This window comes from Enterobacter sp. R-25 (assembly GCF_049913205.1).
GTDB lineage: Bacteria > Pseudomonadota > Gammaproteobacteria > Enterobacterales > Enterobacteriaceae > Enterobacter > Enterobacter ludwigii.
In genome coordinates this window covers 2,346,851-2,364,551 of record NZ_CP183982.1, presented here as the reverse complement: position 1 = coordinate 2,364,551, position 17,701 = coordinate 2,346,851, and the positions used below count along the sequence as shown (strand labels likewise).

At 55.7% G+C, this 17,701-nt stretch carries 14 protein-coding genes; 10 read left to right on the top strand and 4 right to left on the bottom strand.

Annotated elements, in window-relative coordinates:
* The first annotated feature begins 14 nt into the window (after positions 1-14).
* From treZ to glgX, 3 genes are read left to right on the top strand one after another with little or no spacing between them, the layout of a single operon-like run.
* Positions 15-1,802 carry a malto-oligosyltrehalose trehalohydrolase gene (treZ, locus tag ACN9MQ_RS11295; RefSeq protein WP_410377089.1) on the top strand — a complete coding sequence of 596 codons (1,788 nt, stop codon included), beginning with the start codon at positions 15-17 and terminating at the stop codon, positions 1,800-1,802.
* Entirely contained in the window at positions 1,799-4,267 is a 2,469-nt protein-coding gene (treY, locus tag ACN9MQ_RS11290; RefSeq protein WP_426021068.1) for a malto-oligosyltrehalose synthase, read from the top strand. Before treZ ends, treY begins: the two co-directional genes overlap by 4 nt.
* A 16-nt stretch (positions 4,268-4,283) precedes the next feature.
* Complete coding sequence (glgX, locus tag ACN9MQ_RS11285) at positions 4,284-6,359, top strand: glycogen debranching protein GlgX (protein ID WP_032680984.1); 2,076 nt, start codon at positions 4,284-4,286, stop codon at positions 6,357-6,359.
* Here glgX and ACN9MQ_RS11280 read toward each other — a convergent pair whose 3' ends face one another.
* Entirely contained in the window at positions 6,360-6,908 is a 549-nt protein-coding gene (locus ACN9MQ_RS11280) for a winged helix DNA-binding protein (protein WP_426262726.1), read from the bottom strand.
* Between the two features lie 244 nt (positions 6,909-7,152).
* On the opposite strand from ACN9MQ_RS11280, the gene ACN9MQ_RS11275 reads away from it, so the two are divergent.
* The 3 genes from ACN9MQ_RS11275 to ACN9MQ_RS11265 are packed head-to-tail and all read left to right on the top strand — an operon-like array spanning position 7,153 to position 9,880.
* Positions 7,153-7,875, top strand: coding sequence for a DUF969 domain-containing protein (locus ACN9MQ_RS11275; RefSeq protein ID WP_014170091.1), 723 nt, complete (start codon positions 7,153-7,155; stop codon positions 7,873-7,875).
* Positions 7,872-8,858 (top strand): DUF979 domain-containing protein, encoded by a 987-nt coding sequence (locus ACN9MQ_RS11270; protein WP_014170090.1) that lies wholly within the window; start codon positions 7,872-7,874, stop codon positions 8,856-8,858. Before ACN9MQ_RS11275 ends, ACN9MQ_RS11270 begins: the two co-directional genes overlap by 4 nt.
* Before the next feature lie 26 nt (positions 8,859-8,884).
* Entirely contained in the window at positions 8,885-9,880 is a 996-nt protein-coding gene (locus tag ACN9MQ_RS11265; RefSeq protein ID WP_426262725.1) for a DUF2891 domain-containing protein, read from the top strand.
* 35 nt (positions 9,881-9,915) lie between these two features.
* Here ACN9MQ_RS11265 and ACN9MQ_RS11260 read toward each other — a convergent pair whose 3' ends face one another.
* The gene (locus tag ACN9MQ_RS11260; protein WP_426262724.1) at positions 9,916-11,325 is read right to left on the bottom strand and encodes an MFS transporter; all 1,410 of its coding nucleotides are present in this window, start codon (positions 11,323-11,325) and stop codon (positions 9,916-9,918) included.
* A gap of 116 nt (positions 11,326-11,441) precedes the next feature.
* Here ACN9MQ_RS11260 and ACN9MQ_RS11255 point away from each other — a divergent pair, with 116 nt between their 5' ends.
* Complete coding sequence (locus ACN9MQ_RS11255) at positions 11,442-12,365, top strand: LysR family transcriptional regulator (RefSeq protein ID WP_044868033.1); 924 nt, start codon at positions 11,442-11,444, stop codon at positions 12,363-12,365.
* On the opposite strand, the gene ACN9MQ_RS11250 is transcribed toward ACN9MQ_RS11255, so the two are convergent.
* Both ACN9MQ_RS11250 and silR read right to left on the bottom strand, forming a co-directional pair.
* On the bottom strand, positions 12,352-13,812 hold the full coding sequence (locus ACN9MQ_RS11250; RefSeq protein WP_426021072.1) for a Cu(+)/Ag(+) sensor histidine kinase: 1,461 nt from the start codon (positions 13,810-13,812) through the stop codon (positions 12,352-12,354). The two genes, ACN9MQ_RS11255 and ACN9MQ_RS11250, sit on opposite strands and share 14 nt — an antisense overlap.
* Positions 13,802-14,485, bottom strand: coding sequence for a copper/silver response regulator transcription factor SilR (gene silR, locus ACN9MQ_RS11245; RefSeq protein WP_032670366.1), 684 nt, complete (start codon positions 14,483-14,485; stop codon positions 13,802-13,804). Before silR ends, ACN9MQ_RS11250 begins: the two co-directional genes overlap by 11 nt.
* A gap of 190 nt (positions 14,486-14,675) precedes the next feature.
* On the opposite strand from silR, the gene ACN9MQ_RS11240 reads away from it, so the two are divergent.
* The 3 genes from ACN9MQ_RS11240 to ACN9MQ_RS11230 are packed head-to-tail and all read left to right on the top strand — an operon-like array spanning position 14,676 to position 17,698.
* A complete protein-coding gene (locus ACN9MQ_RS11240; protein WP_047356475.1) occupies positions 14,676-16,061 on the top strand; it encodes an efflux transporter outer membrane subunit in 1,386 nt (461 codons plus the stop codon).
* 33 nt (positions 16,062-16,094) lie between these two features.
* Positions 16,095-16,436 carry a cation efflux system protein CusF gene (gene cusF / locus ACN9MQ_RS11235; RefSeq protein WP_044867030.1) on the top strand — a complete coding sequence of 114 codons (342 nt, stop codon included), beginning with the start codon at positions 16,095-16,097 and terminating at the stop codon, positions 16,434-16,436.
* A gap of 11 nt (positions 16,437-16,447) precedes the next feature.
* Positions 16,448-17,698, top strand: coding sequence for an efflux RND transporter periplasmic adaptor subunit (locus tag ACN9MQ_RS11230; RefSeq protein ID WP_426021073.1), 1,251 nt, complete (start codon positions 16,448-16,450; stop codon positions 17,696-17,698).
* Positions 17,699-17,701: the final 3 nt, after the last annotated feature.

Sequence of the window (17,701 nt, the reverse complement as noted above, 5' to 3'; positions counted from 1 at the left end):
TTCGAGGACAATGAATGGAATTCAGGACATTTCAAAAACACTGGGGTGCTGAGTTTATTTCCAATGACGTTGTACGTTTTCGCGTCTGGGCAGAAGGACAGAAAGAACTTACGCTACGTCTGGCAGAAAACGACTTGCCAATGACGGCGGTCGGCAGCGGCTGGTTCCAGATTGACGTCCCCGGCGTCACGCACGGCACAGAATATCAGTATGTTTTGCAGGACGGCATGGCCGTACCCGATCCGGCGTCGCGCGCCCAGGCTGGGGATGTTAACGGTCCCTCGGTTGTTATCGATGCCAGACGGTATCCGCCCGGCAACCGGGAGTGGGCAGGGCGTCCGTGGGAAGACACGGTGATTTACGAGCTGCACATCGGCACCTTTACCCCGGAGGGCACCTTCCGGGCCGCCATTGAAAAACTGCCTTACCTGGCTGAACTTGGCATTACCCAGATTGAAGTCATGCCCGTCTCACAGTTTGGCGGATCGCGCGGCTGGGGATATGACGGGGTGTTGCTGTATGCACCGCACTCTGCCTATGGCACGCCAGAAGACTTCCACGCCTTTATCGATGCTGCGCATGGGCTTGGGCTTTCTGTCGTGCTGGATATTGTGCTTAACCACTTCGGCCCGGAAGGCAATTATCTGCCTGTGTTGTCACCCGCGTTTTTCGACGCGGAACGAATGACGCCCTGGGGCAACGGGATTGCTTACGAGACTGAGCCGGTCAGGCAATACATTACCGAAGCCCCGCTGTTCTGGCTGACGGAATACCATCTTGATGGATTACGGTTTGATGCCATCGACCAGATTAAAGACGCATCGGATAAACATATCCTGCAGGAGATTGCCGAACGCATTCGCGAGGCTATCCCCGGGCGGCAGATCCATCTCACCACCGAAGACAGCCGTAACGTTATCTTCCTGCATCCGCGTGACGCACACGGTGCGACACCGCTTTTTACCGCGGAGTGGAACGATGACTTTCACAATGCCGCGCATGTCTTTGCCACCGGCGAAACGCATGCGTACTACCAGGATTTTGCCTTTGAACCGGAGAAAAAACTCGCCCGTGCGCTGACAGAAGGTTTTGTCTATCAGGGCGAGGTTTCTCTCCAGACCGGCAAGTCACGCGGCGTGGAATGTCACACGCAGCCGCCACAGTTTTTTGTCGATTTTATTCAAAACCACGATCAAACCGGCAACCGCGCTCAGGGAGAGAGACTGATCGCCCTCGCGGGGGCCGATAAAACACGGGTGTTGCTTGCTGCACTGCTGCTTTCGCCCCATATTCCGCTGCTGTTTATGGGGGAAGAGTTTGGTGAAACCAATCCGTTTTTGTTCTTTACCGATTTTCACGGTGAGCTTGCCAAAGCAGTGCGAGAAGGGCGCGCAAAAGAGTTTACCGGCCATGCCGGGCACGATGCGTCCGTCCCCGACCCCAATGACGTGAAGACCTTTGTTCGCTCTAAAATTGACTGGAATAAGGTCGCCACCGATGACGGCAAAACGTGGCTGCGCTTCACGCGAACGCTGCTGACGTTGCGACATCGTCATATCGTTCCGTTACTGCGTAAGGGCGTCACGGTGGAGAGCAAAGTCATCAGGACGGCACCCGGCATGATTGCAGTGAGCTGGCGATTCCCGACCGGAACGTTGTCTCTGGCGTTCAATACCGGCAATAAGGCTGTTGATGTGCCTGCACTGACAGGAGAAACGCTCTTTAGCTGGCCGGAGGTGAACGAAGTGTTACCGCCGAACAGTATTGTTGTTCGCTTTGCTGATGGAGAAGCATCGTTATGATCCCTTCCGCGACCTACCGTATTCAGTTCCGTAACGGCATGACGTTTGACCGTGTCGTGGAACTGGTGCCGTATATGAAAGATCTCGGCATCAGCCATCTTTACGCCTCACCTGTGTTCACCGCCACGACCGGCTCTACACACGGCTATGACGTGACCGACCCGAATGAAATTGACCCCGCCATTGGCGGACGAGAAGGATTCGACCGTATGGCGGCCGCGCTCAAGCAGGCGGGAATGGGCTTGATACTGGATATTGTGCCTAACCACATGTCGACCTCGCTGGAGAATCACTGGTGGCGAGACGTGATTGAGCACGGCAAACAGAGCCGCTACGCACGCTATTTCGATATTGACTGGTCACGGCCGCTTACGCTGCCGTTTCTGGGCGACACCTTTGAGGCGGAGCTTGAGAAGGGCGCCATCACTGTAAAACGTGACCCTGTCACGGACAAAGCCGCGCTGGTCTACTACGACACCGCCTATCCTCTTAACCCGGGGACCTTTGTGGAGGGTAAAAGCCTTGCGGCGCTGCACGAGGCCCAGAGCTGGAGGCTGATGTCCTGGCGTGAAGCCCCGAAACAGCTCTCGTGGCGGCGTTTCTTTGAAATCACCGGCCTGGTGGGCGTGCGGGTTGAAGACGCGTCGGTATTTATGGATACACACCGATTGATCCTTGAACTGGTTCATTCTGGCGTTGTTGACGGTCTGCGAATTGACCATATCGACGGTCTGGCCGATCCGCTGGGCTATCTGCAGCGTCTGCGACAGGCAACCGGACCGGCGTGTTACATCACGGTTGAAAAAATTCTCGCCAAAGGGGAACAGCTGCCCGTCGAATGGCCAGTCTCTGGCACCACGGGGTACGAGTTTATTGCCTCGCTGGCGGAAGTTCTGGTGGACGACAGCCGCCTTGACCGCCTGGAGAAAATCCATGACGACACGCTCGGGGAAACCGTTGATCGGTTTGCAGCGTTACGGGATGCCAAAGGGCTAATGACCGATCGCAATTTTGAGGGCGAATTCACTACCCTGTTAACTATCGCCACCGATCTTGCCCGACGCAATGCAGTTGAACTGCAACCCGACGAGATCCACCATGCGTTGCGCGAACTGCTGATCGCGTTTCCGGTGTATCGGACCTACGGCACCCGTGAAGGATTAACCGCCTCTGACGTGGCGCTGCTCAATCGCGTTGTCGCAAGCGTTAACACCTCTGAAGCGGCCCTGAGCCTGATCGTATGCATTCTTACCGGCGATCTTCCTGAAAATTGCCACGACGACGCGGCACGTTTCAGAACCCGCTTCCAGCAACTCACCGGGCCACTGATGGCGAAATCCGTGGAAGATACGCTGTTCTTTCGCCATAACCTGGAGCTGGCGCTTAACGAAGTGGGGGCAGACCCGACGCCGCGCGCCTTTTCGCTATCGCGTTTTCATCAGGAAATGCGCATCCGTCTTGCCCGCCAGCCTGACGCCTTACTCGGGACATCCACCCATGACACGAAGCGCGGTGAAGATGCCCGGGCACGCCTCTATACCCTGACGGAAGCGCCGGAACAGTGGGGCGAAAATCTGGCCCGCTGGCGGCAGATGAATCAAACCCACGTGCGTTTTCTGAGCGACGGTACCGCGCCGAACGCAGCCGATACCTGGATGATTTATCAGGCTCTGGCCGGCGTCTGGCCCGCCACGCTGTCACCTGACGATGTCGACGGGCTGAAATCACTCGAAGAGCGCTTCCTCGGCTTCCTGGAGAAAGCGCTGCGCGAAGCCAAACAACGCACAGACTGGATAGACAGCAACGAAAGCTATGAGAGCGTGGTGCTGAGCTATGCCCGGCATCTGCTTTCACCGGACAACACGCTGTTCCTGAAGGATTTCAGTGAGGCGATGCAGCCCTTTATCCGTGCCGGGCTGATGAACAGCCTCAGCCAGACGGTGATCAAACTTACCGCACCCGGGGTACCGGACATCTATCAGGGCTGCGAAGCGCTTAACTTTAGCCTTGTCGACCCGGATAACCGACGGGAACCGGATTTCCCCGCGCTGGTGCACCACCTCAGCACGGCGGATGCCGGGGTATTTGCCCGCCCGGAATGCTGGCGAGACGGAAGCGTTAAGCAATATGTCACCGCCACGTTGTTACGGCTTCGTCCGCATTATGCCGCGCTATTCCATTACGGTGACTGGCTGCCGCTGAAGGTGAGCGGCGAGCGGGCGGAGAACCTGATTGTTTACGCACGCGTGAAAGACGAGGAGGCGCTGATTGTTGCCGTGCCGCGTCTGGTCTTCGACGTGGCAACCCATGAAGCACTGTGGGCCAATACCACTATTGCTATACCCGATGCGCTGGCAGGAAAACGCTACCGGGATCTGTTCACCGGTGAAAGCCGGGTTCTGCAAGAGACGCTGGATGTAACGTCTGAAACGGGATGCTTAATGGTTCTGCTTACCTGCGAATGATCGTGGAGAACAAAAAATGCCAAAGGATAATACGTTTGAAATTCGGGCCGGTCATGGCCAGCAGCAAGGCGCAAATTATGACGGGAAGGGGGTCAACTTTGCGCTGTTTTCAGCACATGCGGAGCGGGTTGAGCTCTGTCTGTTTGACCCTTCAGGAAAAACCGAAATCGCCCGGCTGGAGCTGCCGGAATATACCCATGAAGTGTGGCACGGCTATGTGCCGGATCTGAAGCCTGGCGCGCTGTACGGCTATCGTGTTTACGGCCCCTATGACCCGGAAAACGGGCATCGCTTCAACCCCAATAAACTGCTTATCGATCCGTATGCCCGTGAACTGGTGGGCGATATCGACTGGAACGACGCCCATTTCGGCTATGAGCTGGGTCATGACGATCTCGACCTCAGTTTTGATACCCGCGACAGCGCGCCGTTCACGCCAAAATGCAAGGTCATCGACCCCAATGCTTTTGACTGGCAGGATGATAACCGGCCAACCATTCCGTGGCCGAATACCGTTGTGTATGAGAGCCACGTGAAGGGCTTTACCCAGCTTAACCCGGCGATCCCGCCTGAACTGCGCGGTACGTTTGAAGGGATGGGACACAAAGCCTCGGTCGATTACATCAAAAGCCTTGGCATCACCTCGGTTGAACTGCTGCCGGTTCACTGGTTCCCGGACGATCAACACCTGCTCGACAGGGGGCTGAAAAACTTCTGGGGCTACAACACGCTCGGCTTCTTTGCACCGGCGTCACGCTATTACGGTCCGGCGGGGATCCAGGGTTTTCGCGATATGGTGCGCGCCTATCATGACGCAGGCATCGAGGTGATCCTTGATGTTGTCTATAACCACACGGCAGAAGGCAATGAGCTCGGCCCAACGCTGTCGTTTAAGGGGATCGACAACTTCAGCTATTACCGCACCTTACCCGATCAACACCGGTATTACATTAACGACACCGGCACGGGGAATACGGTGAATACCTCCCACCCGAGAGTGCTGCAGATGGTGATGGATTCACTGCGCTACTGGGCCGAATCGATGCATATTGACGGTTTCCGTTTCGACCTCGGGACAATTCTGGGCCGTGAGCCCGAAGGCTTTGATCCGCGCGGTGGCTTTTTCGATGCCGTCACGCAGGATCCGGTGTTATCCCGTCTGAAGCTGATTGGTGAGCCCTGGGATATCGGCCCCGGCGGTTATCAGGTCGGCGGCTTCCCGCCAGGCTGGGGGGAGTGGAACGACAAATACCGCGATACCGTACGTGAGTACTGGAAGGGCGATAACGTGTCTAACGACTTCGCCGCGCGCCTGCTCGGTTCCGGTGACTTGTACGACCTGCGCGGACGCCGTCCGTGGGCCAGCATCAACTTTATTACCGCCCACGACGGCTTTACGTTGAACGACCTGGTGTCTTACAACGAAAAGCATAATGCCGACAATGGTGAAGACAATAACGATGGGCATAACGATAACCGGTCGTATAACTACGGAGAGGAAGGGCCGACAGAGAATCCGGATATTATCGCTACCCGGGAGCGGCAGAAGCGTAATTTCCTCACCACGCTGTTGTTCTCTCACGGCACGCCAATGCTGCTGGCCGGGGACGAGTTTGGCCGTACGCAAAAGGGGAACAATAACGGGTATTGCCAGGACAGCGAGATCTCCTGGATCGACTGGAAGGGGTTATCGGAAAACGACACCGCCCTGCGCGACTTTACCCGCCATCTGATTGCCCTTCGCGCGAAACAGCCATTGCTGCGGCGAGAAAGCTGGCGCGACGGGCTTGAGATCCGCTGGTTTAACGCCGGCGGCGGCCCGCAGCAGGATGAGCAGTGGGATGAAGGTTCAACCCTCGGCGTATCCATCAGCAGACCGGACCTCAGACAGGAGCCGGGCCTCTGGCACGATGTGCTGATGCTGTTTAACCCGTTTGAAGGCACCGTGCCGTTCCAGATCCCCCAGTTTGGCGAAGGAGGCTGGGTACTGGAACTCTCCACGGCGGATGACGTTGTCCCCGGGACGGTCATCACCAAAGCCGTGGAATACCATCTGGCCGGACGAAGTATTTCGCTTTTCAGACGCCCTTAACTACAGTGATGCCGCCGCCCGCGCGGCGGTGTCATACAGGGAAGATATGGTCCGGAGCAACTGCGCAGTGTCACCTATAGACTCTCCGGAAATCCCGCTCTCCGCATGGATATTGATCAGGCACGCTTCCCGCACGTCGCGGTATTTCATGCATAGCGCTTTCCCTTCCTCCGTCGTTGAGAAATAGAGCTCTTTTCCGGCTTTTTCACTCGTCACGTAGCCCGCCTTGACCAGCTTCTTCAGTGCATACGTCACCACATGGGTATCTTCCACGTTCAGGACAAAACAGATGTCGGCCAGCTTTTTCTTGCGGTCGCGGTGGTTCACGTGATGCAGAAGCGAGACATCAAAAGCGCCCATATCTGGCTCACCGGCTGCAGTCATGCAGCGCACCATCCATTTGTTAAACGCGTTGCTGGTCATGATCAACGCGTACTCCAGCTCTGATAATTCCGCGCAACGTTCCGATACCAAATGGCGAGAGGACACGATACGGCCATCGGTTATATCGTCGTGATTTGATGATCCAGTACTCTTCTTTGCAGTCATAACGTTCCTTACGGGGGGTGACGTTGGCCCGGAAATGTAAACTCATCGATAAAATAAGAACATTTTATTGATAAATTGTTTACATGTTTTTGTGGTTCAGATATAGCTTTTTAGTGCAGGTTCTGCGGAGCCTGACGCAAAACACAACATCGCGCGCCGCACTGCATCCCGCTTCGCCATGATGCGAAGTATTAAAAAAATAGCCGCCGGCGCGCAACGCTCACTTTGGATAGGGTAAACGTTTATGGACGGTTCGACACTGTTGCCGCTCATCGGTATACCGGTGGTGGTTATTGGTTTTGCTCTGCGTTTCAACCCGCTACTGGTGGTTGTGGTGGCGGGGCTGGCTACCGGACTGCTGGTTGGCATGGATTTTGGGATGTTGCTGGAGACCTTTGGCGAGAAGTTCGTCAACAGTCGTTCCCTGGCAACCTTTATTCTGATCCTGCCGGTTATTGGCCTGCTGGAATATTACGGGTTGAAAGAGCGGGCGCAGGCGTGGGTGGCAAAGATTGCCAGCGCCACCTCGGCACGTATTCTGATGCTCTATTTTGTGGCGCGTGAAGGGACGGCCGCGCTGGGATTGATGTCGCTGGGTGGGCATGCTCAGACCGTTCGTCCGCTGCTGGCACCGATGGCCGAAGGCGCAGCGCTCAATGAGTATGGCGAACTGCCGCAACATATCCGGGACAAGATCAAAGCGCATGCCGCGGCGTGCGACAACATCGCGGTTTTCTTTGGCGAAGATATTTTTATCGCGTTTGGCGCGGTGCTGCTGATCGACGCTTTCCTGAAAGAGAATGGGATACAGGGCATTGAACCGTTGCATATCGGTCTGTGGGCCATTCCGACCGCCATCGCGGCATTGATTATTCATATGACGCGCCTGTTGCGTCTGGATGCCAGCATCCGTCGTGACGTTATGTCCTGGCGCGCTGAGCAGGGTACACAGGAGATCGCGCCATGATGACCCTGATCACCATTAACCGCGTGTATTACCTGATCGGCTTTGTCGTGATGCTGCTGGTCGTGATGACCCTGCGCGATCGCGCGAATCCTAAACGTTTTACCACCGCGCTGTTCTGGTTCCTGTTCGGCGGGATCTTCCTGTTTGGCGACCTGATGGTGCAGGAGCTGGGCAAATCCCTTGCTTATCGAATTATCGGCGGCTGCGTCATTGTGATTGCTCTGCTGGCGGGCTTTGGTCTGGTCGGGAAGGGGCATTATAAAATGGCTACCGATGCCGAGCGCGAAGCCTCGTCAACGCGGCTGAAAAACTGGCTGTTCCTGCCTGCGCTGATGATCCCGGTGGTTACGGTGATCGGGACATTATTCCTGAAAGGGGTGTCGATAGGGGGCGTATTCCTTCTTGACCAGAAACAGCTCACGCTGGCGGCACTGTGCGTCGCCTGTGTGGCGGCGATCCTGACCGGCTGGTGGCTGACAAAAGGCACACCCTTGCAGGCTATTCGCCAGTCCCGGCGCCTGGTCGACACCATTGGCTGGGCGGTGATTTTGCCACAGATGCTGGCCATGCTGGGTGGGGTGTTTGTGGTGGCGAACACCGGCGAATCAGTCCAGAAGGTCGTAAGCCTGTTTGTGAACCCCGATAGCCGGTTCATGCTGGTGGTGATTTACTGCGTGGGCATGGCGCTTTTCACCATGATCATGGGCAACGCCTTCGCGGCATTCCCGGTGCTCAGCGCCGGTATCGCCTTGCCGTTCCTGATTAACGTTCACCATGGTAACCCGGCACCGCTGCTGGCGATTGGCATGTACGCGGGCTATTGCGGCACGCTGATGACGCCGATGGCGGCCAACTTTAATATCGTTCCGGCCGCGCTGCTGGAGCTTAAAGATAAGTACCAGGTGATCAAGATCCAGATCCCAACGGCGTTAACCCTGCTGGTGGTCAACGTGTTCTTAATGTATTTCCTCGTTTTTCGCTAAGCGCGGCAACGATCTAAGGAGCTGATATGGAATTAACGCAACACCAGGCCGACGCGTTTGCCCGCATGCCTTTGACCTATTTACGCCAGGAATATCCGAACCACATTATGCACCTGCTTAATGATGACGGTGATGTCCTGCCACCCCGCGAACTGCACCCCATTTTTTATGGCTGCTTCGACTGGCACTCGGCGGTGCACGGCTACTGGCTGCTGCTGCGCTGCGTGCGGCTTTACCCTGAACTGTCGTGCCGGGATGAAATTGTCGCCCTGTTTGATGAACACATCACGCAGGAGAAGGTGGCGAAAGAGCTGGCCTATTTCAATGCACCGTTTCGCGCCTCGTTCGAGCGCCCTTATGGCTACGGCTGGCTTCTGGCGCTGGCGCAGGAGCTGAAGCAATCCGCGTTACCTCAGGCCGCCAGCTGGTATCAGACACTGCAGCCGTTAACGCAGGACATTCGCGACAGGCTGGTGGATTACCTCAGCAAGCTTACCTATCCGATCCGTGTCGGTACGCATTACAACACCGCTTTTGCGCTGGCGCTGGGGATTGATTACGCCCGTGCAGTGCAGGATAACACCCTTGAACAGGCTATTCTGACGGCGGCGACGCGCTTTTATCTGGCTGACACGCATTACCCGGCTCACTATGAACCGGGTGGTGATGAGTACATTTCCGGCGCGCTGACGGAAGCGCTGTTGATGAGTAAGGTGGCGGAGCATTTCCCGGCGTGGTTTGACGCCTTTCTTCCTGATGTGGGGTCTGTTTTGGCCCTGATGCACCCGGCAGAAGTGAGCGATCGTACCGACCCGAAAATTGCCCATCTGGATGGGTTAAACCTCAGCCGCGCCTGGTGCATGAAGCATATTGCCCGCGCGCTGCCGGATAACCATCCGGGACAACAGGCGCTGCGCGAGGCAGTCAACCGACATCTGACGGCAAGCGTCGAGCATGTGGTGGGAAGCCACTACAGCGGTGGACACTGGCTGGCGAGTTTTGCGCTGCTGGCGCTGGAGTAAATCACAGGTGCAGCGCGTTATGCGCTGCACCGTGTTTATGCCGTAGCCTGACGCGTGGCGCGCAGCCGGCTCACGCTAAACACGACAGAAACCGCCGAAGCAATGACCGCAATCCACAGTGAATAATGAACGGCCCGATCGTCAAAAGCCGGCTGATTCTGCGTTGTGGCCAGCAGAACGCCGACCACGGCAGCCCCCAGGCATTGTCCAAACGTCCGCACGATAGCCAGTACACCGGATGCGTAGCTGGCATACTCCCGTACCACGTTAGAGAGCATTTCCCGGTTATTAGGACTCTGGAAACAGCCAAAACCGATCCCGCACACCAGGCTTCTCAGGCAGATATTCCATGCGGAAGGGCTGGTGGGCAGTGTCGCGAGCAGGATCAACCCCACCACAAACACGATCAGCCCAAGGGTAGATATCAGCGGGGCTGAAATTGTGTCTGCCCAGCGGCCCGCATGCGGCGCAATCAGTACGATGCCTATCGGCCAGGGCGTGAACAGCAGCGCGGAGACCACCGGACTGTAGCCGTACACGCTCTGAAACAGGAACGGCAGGGCGATAAAGGTGATGCCCTGGCTCACAAACGAGGCCAGCGACGTGAGCGCGGCGAGCGTAAAGCGTCCGTTGTGAAAAATAACGGGAGGCAGTATGGGGCTTCGGGCGCGGCGAATATGCCAGACAAAGGTGATGGCGCTAATCGTGGCGAGCAGCGCCCAGCTGATAGCCTCGTGGCTGATGTGGTGCGAAGCACGCTGGAAACTGTTGGCCGTCATGATCATCGCCCCCAACAGGACCGCGGAGAGCAGTGCCCCCGGGGCATCGAACGGAGAAGGATCTGAAGCCGGTTGTCGTGGTAATGCCTTCCAGGCCAACAGCAGGGCAATCGTTCCGGGAACAAGGTTAATGGCGAATAACCACTGCCAGCGCAGTACGTCCAGGATCGTCCCGCCCAGTACGGGTGCAATGGCCGTGCTGGAGGCGATCAGCAGGGCGTGCAGTCCCAGAATGCGGCCAAGCAGTCGACCGGGGAAGACGGCGCGCAGTATCGCTGGGGCAATACTCAGTGTGGCCGCCCCGCCAATCCCCTGCAAAATCCGCATCCCGATCAGCATGTCCGGGGTGCGGGCCAGCGCGCAGCCGAGCGAGGTGAGTGTACAGACGGCAAGTCCGGTCAGAAACACCGGGCGGTAGCCAACCCGGGCCGCCAGGGCAGCGAAGATGGCCAGAGTCATGGCCGCGGACAACAGATACCCATTGGCGAACCAGACGGCCACATTCGCGGGCACCTGCATTGCGCTTGCCATCGAAGGCAAGGCGATGTTGATCATGGTGCCATCAAAAACGCCCATCAGCGTGGTGGTCATTACCGCGGCCATCACCCGGGCGCGTTCATGGCCGGGCAATCCTTCGTCGCCGGGCTGGTTTGAAAATAGCGTCATCGTCGTAACTCCGGAAAGAATGTTGATGACGAAACTATAATCATGGGATATACAAGGCGGAAGACGCAGCAGTTGCACTGTTCAGTTGCATACAACGCCTTATCTGAGGATGCATCATGTCCGATCCGGATTTTAATTTGCTTGTCGCCCTCGACGTCCTGCTGGCCGAAGCCAGCGTGGCGGGCGCGGCGCGGCGTTTAAACCTGAGTACGTCAGCCATGAGCCGTACCCTGAGCCGGTTGCGAGAGGTGACCGGCGACCCGATCCTGGTGCGGGCAGGGCGTAATATGGTGCTGACGCCCTGGGCCGAGGCCACCCGGGAGCGAGCCCGAGGCGCCGTGTATGAGGCTAGAGCCGTACTGCAGCCCTCCACTGAAACGCTGAAGGTGGAAAACCTCGAGCGGCTGTTCACCATCAGAGCCAATGATGGTTTTGTGGTTGCATTTGGCCCATTGCTGATTGCCGCCGTGGCCGAAGCTGCGCCCGATGTGTGTATTCGGTTCTCGCCGAAGCCCGAGAAAACGTCACGCTATCTGCGGGAAGGGCTGGTTGACCTGGAAATTGGCGTGCAGAGCAACATGGGACCTGAAATACGCCTGCAGCGATTATTTCAGGATCGGTTCATTGCCGCGGTGCGTAAGGGACATCCGCTGGCGGCACACCCCACGGTCAGCCTTCACGATTATGTTTCCTGGGGCCACGTGGTTGCCGCGCCCGACGGGTCGCTACACGGCTTTGTCGACGATGCGCTGGCAGAAGTGGGGATGAAGCGCAAAATTGCCAGCGTCGTGCCCGGTTTCCCGACGGCGCTATCCGTGGCGCTGGCGTCCGATCTGATCGCCATGGTTCCGGCATTGTATCTGCTGAACCAGCCGATGGCGCAGAGTGTGCATGTTTTTGAACTGCCGTTTAAAACCCGAACCATTACGGTATCGCAGATGTGGCACCCGCGAATGGAAAGGGATCCGGGGCACCGCTGGCTGAGAGAGAAAGTGCTGGACGTGTGTCGGACTGTGCAGCAACCACTCAGTGCTGAGTAACCCGCTTAGGCACGGACAAGATAAAGCGTGTCGACTGAGCATCCGATTCGACGCGGACTTTGCCATGATGCGCGGTGACAATTGACTTCACAATGGCAAGACCAATCCCGCTGCCTTCGCCTTTTCGCTGCCTGGAAGGATCCACCCGGTAAAAACGGTCAAACAGCCTGGGTAAATGTTCTTGCGGGACAGGTTTCCCGGGGTTGGCAATCATCAGCTCAAAATCGCTTTCCCGTTCGGCGATCGAGACGGTCACCGTCTTGCCTTCCGGCGTATAGCGCAGGGCATTGGATAACAGGTTGTTGATTGCGCGTCTGAACATCTGCGGATCGCCTTCGATCAGGCAGGGCATCCCGTGAAACGTCAGCGTGATATGACGTTCTTCCGCCCAGGCCTCGAAGAAATCAAAGACTTTAACGACCTCCGCGCTTAAATCAAACATCACCCTGTCCGGGATCAGCTGATTATTATCCGCCTGCGCCAGGAACAGCATATCGCTGACCATCCGGGTCATCCGATTATACTCTTCAAGGCTGGAGTAGAGGATATCCTCCAGCTCTTTCGGCGTCCGGTTCTGGCTGAGTGCGATTTCAGTCTGGGTCACCAGATTGGTGATGGGGGTTCTGATTTCGTGGGCGATATCGGCAGAAAAATTCGCCTGGCGGGTGAACACATCTTCAATCTTTTCAATCATATGGTTGAACGAAATCACCAGTTGCTCCAGTTCAACCGGAACGCGCGACGGTTCCAGCCTCGCATCGAGATTTTCAGAGGTGATATTTTTAATGGCATTGCTGACGTTACGCAGCGGCAGGTGTCCCTGACGGACCGCGATTCGAATGATAAGAATAATCAGCAGGCTGATCACCACGGCAATCGCAATCAGGTTCTTTTTCAGCGCATCGAGATAATGGAGATGGAAATTAATAGAAAGCCCGATCAGCATAACGTAATTCTGCGCTTTTCCCTGCAGCGTTGCCGTGCCTGACGAGGCGATAATCCGGTACGTGTCACTTTTCATCTCAGCGCCGGAATGACTTTGCCGGGTGGAGTCATCCACTGTCCAGAGAAACACATCCCGTGCCCGGCTGTGCGTGCTGAACGCCGCCGTGTTCACGGCAGGGCGTAACGCTGCCCCCTGCGCCATACTGAACAACACCTCCCCACGCGCGTCGAGAAGCAGAACCGCAACGTTACGATAGCTGGCAATTGACTCTTTGATTTTACTGATTTTCTTCTCGTCCGGATCTGCCGGGGACTGCAGGATACGGTGCATCGCGGTACTGATTTGCTGCAGATCGTTGATATCCTGCTCGGCAAAATGCTTTTCGACGGAGTGCAGCATAAACCAGGTGAAGGCGAAAAATGCCAGTATCGTGGAGAGGCTGATAAAAAACGTTAGCCTCAGGGCTAATGAAAAAGGGCGTCTGGGTAATTTAACGCGCATCCGGTGCCTCCAGCATATACCCCACGCCGCGGACCGTCTGGATCAGCTTCGGCTCATAGTCATTGTCTATTTTCGCGCGAAGCCGTTTGACGGCGACATCAATCGCGTTGGTGTCGCTGTCAAAATTCATGTCCCAGACCTGGGATGCAATCAGGGAGCGGGGCAGCACTTCCCCCTGGTGTCGCATAAAAAACTCCAGCAGGCTGAACTCTTTACTGGTCAGCAGGATGCGGTTCCCCGCGCGGCTCACCTTTCTGGACACAAGATCAATCATCAGATCAGCCACCTGAAACTGGCTTTCCGTGATCACCGTATTGCCCCGTCGCAGAAGCGTCCTGACGCGGGCGAGAAGCTCCGCAAAGGCAAAGGGTTTGATCAGGTAATCATCCGCGCCCAGTTCAAGACCCTTCACCCGGTGTTCAATAGTGCCAAGGGCTGAGAGTAACAGAACCGGCATTCCCTTCCCGGCGGAACGTAGCATGCGGATGATATCCCAGCCGTTAACGTCGGGAAGCATGATATCCAGAATCAGGAGGTCATACTCGGCGGTCATGGCGAGATGATATCCGGTCAGGCCATTGTCAGCGTGGTCCACCACAAACCCCGCCTCAGTCAGCCCCTTGCTGAGGTACTCCCCGGTTTTTATCTCGTCTTCAACGATCAGTATTTTCATCTTGTTCCCCTGACTGGCTGCTCTGGACATTCTAGAGAGCCTTAAGCCGTTATCAATGACTTACGTTAAGAATGACAACATTGTCATTATCCTGTCACCAGGCAAACAGGAAGCACGCTGTAGAGTAACCCTGGTAATACTCTGGACTTCATTTGAAACATTTACCAGGTCTGCCTGGACGAGAAGCGTGATGTGCACATTAAAACGACTTAGCATTAGCACAATATTTTTCCTGGCAGGCTGCGTCTCGCTGGCACCAGAATATGCGCGCCCGCCAGCACCGGTTCCGCAGCAGTTCTCGTTATCCCGAAATAGCCTCACGCCGGTGGTGGCGGGGTATCACGACAGCGGATGGCGTAGCTTTTTTACCGATCCTCAGGTCGCAGCACTGATCGCCGAAGCCCTGAATAATAACCGTGATTTAAAAATGGCCGCCCTTAAGGTTGAAGAGGCGCGCGCGCAGTTCAACGTGACGGATGCCGACCGGTATCCGCAGGTGAATGCCTCGTCAGGTGTGACCTACAGCGGTGGGCTGAAAACGGACAAGCCGACCACACAGCAGTACGACGCAGGGTTGAACCTCAGTTACGAACTCGATTTCTTCGGCAAACTCAGGAATATGAGTGATGCTGACAGACAGAACTATTTTGCCAGCGAGGAGGCCCGCCGTGCCGTGCATATCCTGCTCGTCTCCAGCGTGTCGCAGAGCTATTTCAGCCAGCAGCTGGCCTACAAACAACGTCGTATTGCCCGCGATACGCTAAAAAACTATCAACAATCCTGGGCTTTTGTTGAACAACAGCTGGTAACGGGCAGCACCAACGTTCTGGCACTTGAACAGGCCCGGGGGCAGATTGAAAGTACCCGTGCAGAAATAGCGAAAAGAGAAGGCGAGCTGGCTCAGGCCAACAATGCCCTGCAGCAGGTTCTGGGAACCTATCGCGCGCTGCCGGCAGAGAAAGGAGGCAGCGTCGATGAGATTACCCCCGTCAAACTGCCGCCTCGTCTGCCGTCAGAAATATTGCTTCAGCGCCCGGACATTATGGAAGCGGAGTATCAGTTGAAAGCGGCTGATGCCAATATTGGCGCGGCGCGTGCCGCCTTTTTCCCGTCCATTACGCTAACCAGCGGGCTTTCAGCAAGCAGTACGGAATTATCCAGCCTCTTCACCGCAGGAAGCGGGATGTGGAATTTTATTCCGAAAATTGACATTCCTGTTTTTAATGCCGGAAGGAATAAAGCCAATCTCAAACTGGCTGAAATTCGCCAGCAGCAGTCAATCGTCAATTACGAACAAAAAATTCAGGCGGCTTTTAAACAGGTCGCCGACGCGCTCGCATTGCGGGACAGCATCAGTCAGCAACTCGACGCCCAGCAACGTTATCTTGATTCGCTACACATCACCCTGCAGCGAGCCAGAGGTTTATATTCCAGTGGCGCGGTCAGTTACATTGAAGTGCTTGATGCCGAACGTTCTCTTTTTGCAACACAACAAACCATTCTCGACCTTATCTATTCCCGACAGGTGAATGAAATTAACTTATTCACCGCGCTGGGCGGTGGTTGGGTTGAGTAATTCCTTTTAATTACTCCATCAGGAAATCAAAAAATGAACAGTTTATTTAACGCGGTCGTACTGGGTGCACTCTCCGTTATATTTTCTGCAGGCCTGCATGCTGAAACACATCAGCACGGGGAGATGAGCACAGCAGCACAAGCCACGCCAGAGCAGGTCATCGCGGGAACCGGCGTGGTGAAAGCGGTTGATCTAAGCACTAAAAAAATCACTATCGCGCATGATGATATTCCAGCGATTGGTTGGCCCGCCATGACCATGCGTTTCACCTTTGTCCAGGCAGACGAAACTATTCTCGCCTTAAAAGCCGGCAGCCACGTTAATTTTACGTTTGTTCAGCAGGGCAATATCTCTTTACTCAAGAGCATTAAATAGCGAGAAAAAGCATGGCCTCTTTAAGAATAAAGTTTGCTGCCGTCATCCTCGGCAGCCTTATTGCAGGAGGGCTGATTTCAGTTATCGCCTGGCAGTCGGTGCATCCCGCAGAAAAAACAGAACAGACCACGACGGAGAGAAAAGTTCTTTTCTGGTATGACCCGATGAAGCCGGATACCCGGTTTGATAAACCCGGCAAGTCTCCGTTTATGGATATGGATCTGGTGCCGAAATATGCCGATGAAAATGACGAAAAAAGCAGTGAGGGTATTCGTATTGACCCGACGCAGGTTCAGAACCTGGGACTCAAAACGCAGAAAGTGACGCGGGGATCGCTGAATTACGCCCAGACCATACCGGCCAACGTCAGTTATAACGAATATCAGTTTGTCATTGTGCAGGCGCGTTCTGAGGGTTTCGTCGAGAAAGTGTACCCACTGACCGTGGGCGATCATGTTAAAAAAGGGACGCCGCTTATCGATATCACCATTCCGGAATGGGTAGAAGCGCAAAGCGAGTTCCTGTTGTTATCGGGTACCGGCGGAACCCCTACCCAGATAAAAGGTGTTCTGGAGCGACTACGTCTTGCCGGCATGCCGGAAGAGGATGTTCAACGACTGCGTGCGACCCGGAGTATCCAGACCCGTTTTACTATCAAGGCCCCCATAGATGGCGTGATTACGGCGTTTAACCTGCGCGCGGGCATGAACATTACCAAAGATAATGTGGTGGCACAAATTCAGGGGATGGATCCGGTCTGGATCAGTGCGGCCGTGCCGGAATCCATTGCGTATCTTCTCAAAGACAGCTCGCAATTTGAAATTTCAGTGCCCGCGTACCCGGATAAATCGTTTGCCGTTGAAAAATGGAACATTCTCCCCAGCGTGGATCAAACTACCCGCACGCTGCAGGTCCGTCTGCAGGTCTCCAACCAAGACGAAAGTCTGAAACCCGGCATGAACGCCTACCTGAAACTGAACGCCAGGAGCCAGGAGATGCTGCTGATCCCATCCCAGGCCGTGATTGATACGGGCAAAGAACAGCGGGTGATTGTGGTCGATGCGGAAGGGCGTTTTGTGCCGAAAAGCATTCATGTTCTGCATGAATCTCAGCAACAGTCCGCGATTGGCAGCGGACTGAGCGAAGGCGATGCTGTCGTGGTCAGCGGTCTGTTCCTGATTGACTCCGAAGCCAATATTAGCGGTGCATTGGAGCGCATGCGTCATCCTGAAAAAACTGACGACGCGCATTCGGGCCATTAAGGA

Bases quoted from the DNA above. Each gene is read 5' to 3' on its own strand.
- glgX (WP_032680984.1), top strand. From the start codon at position 4,284: ATGCCAAAGGATAATACGTTTGAAATTCGGGCCGGTCATGGCCAGCAG.
- ACN9MQ_RS11255 (WP_044868033.1), top strand. From the start codon at position 11,442: ATGTCCGATCCGGATTTTAATTTGCTTGTCGCCCTCGACGTCCTGCTG.
- ACN9MQ_RS11280 (WP_426262726.1), bottom strand. From the start codon at position 6,908: ATGACTGCAAAGAAGAGTACTGGATCATCAAATCACGACGATATAACC.
- ACN9MQ_RS11260 (WP_426262724.1), bottom strand. From the start codon at position 11,325: ATGACGCTATTTTCAAACCAGCCCGGCGACGAAGGATTGCCCGGCCAT.
- treY (WP_426021068.1), top strand. From the start codon at position 1,799: ATGATCCCTTCCGCGACCTACCGTATTCAGTTCCGTAACGGCATGACG.
- ACN9MQ_RS11230 (WP_426021073.1), top strand. From the start codon at position 16,448: ATGGCCTCTTTAAGAATAAAGTTTGCTGCCGTCATCCTCGGCAGCCTT.
- ACN9MQ_RS11240 (WP_047356475.1), top strand. From the start codon at position 14,676: ATGTGCACATTAAAACGACTTAGCATTAGCACAATATTTTTCCTGGCA.
- ACN9MQ_RS11275 (WP_014170091.1), top strand. From the start codon at position 7,153: ATGGACGGTTCGACACTGTTGCCGCTCATCGGTATACCGGTGGTGGTT.
- ACN9MQ_RS11265 (WP_426262725.1), top strand. From the start codon at position 8,885: ATGGAATTAACGCAACACCAGGCCGACGCGTTTGCCCGCATGCCTTTG.
- cusF (WP_044867030.1), top strand. From the start codon at position 16,095: ATGAACAGTTTATTTAACGCGGTCGTACTGGGTGCACTCTCCGTTATA.
- treZ (WP_410377089.1), top strand. From the start codon at position 15: ATGGAATTCAGGACATTTCAAAAACACTGGGGTGCTGAGTTTATTTCC.
- ACN9MQ_RS11250 (WP_426021072.1), bottom strand. From the start codon at position 13,812: ATGCGCGTTAAATTACCCAGACGCCCTTTTTCATTAGCCCTGAGGCTA.
- ACN9MQ_RS11270 (WP_014170090.1), top strand. From the start codon at position 7,872: ATGATGACCCTGATCACCATTAACCGCGTGTATTACCTGATCGGCTTT.
- silR (WP_032670366.1), bottom strand. From the start codon at position 14,485: ATGAAAATACTGATCGTTGAAGACGAGATAAAAACCGGGGAGTACCTC.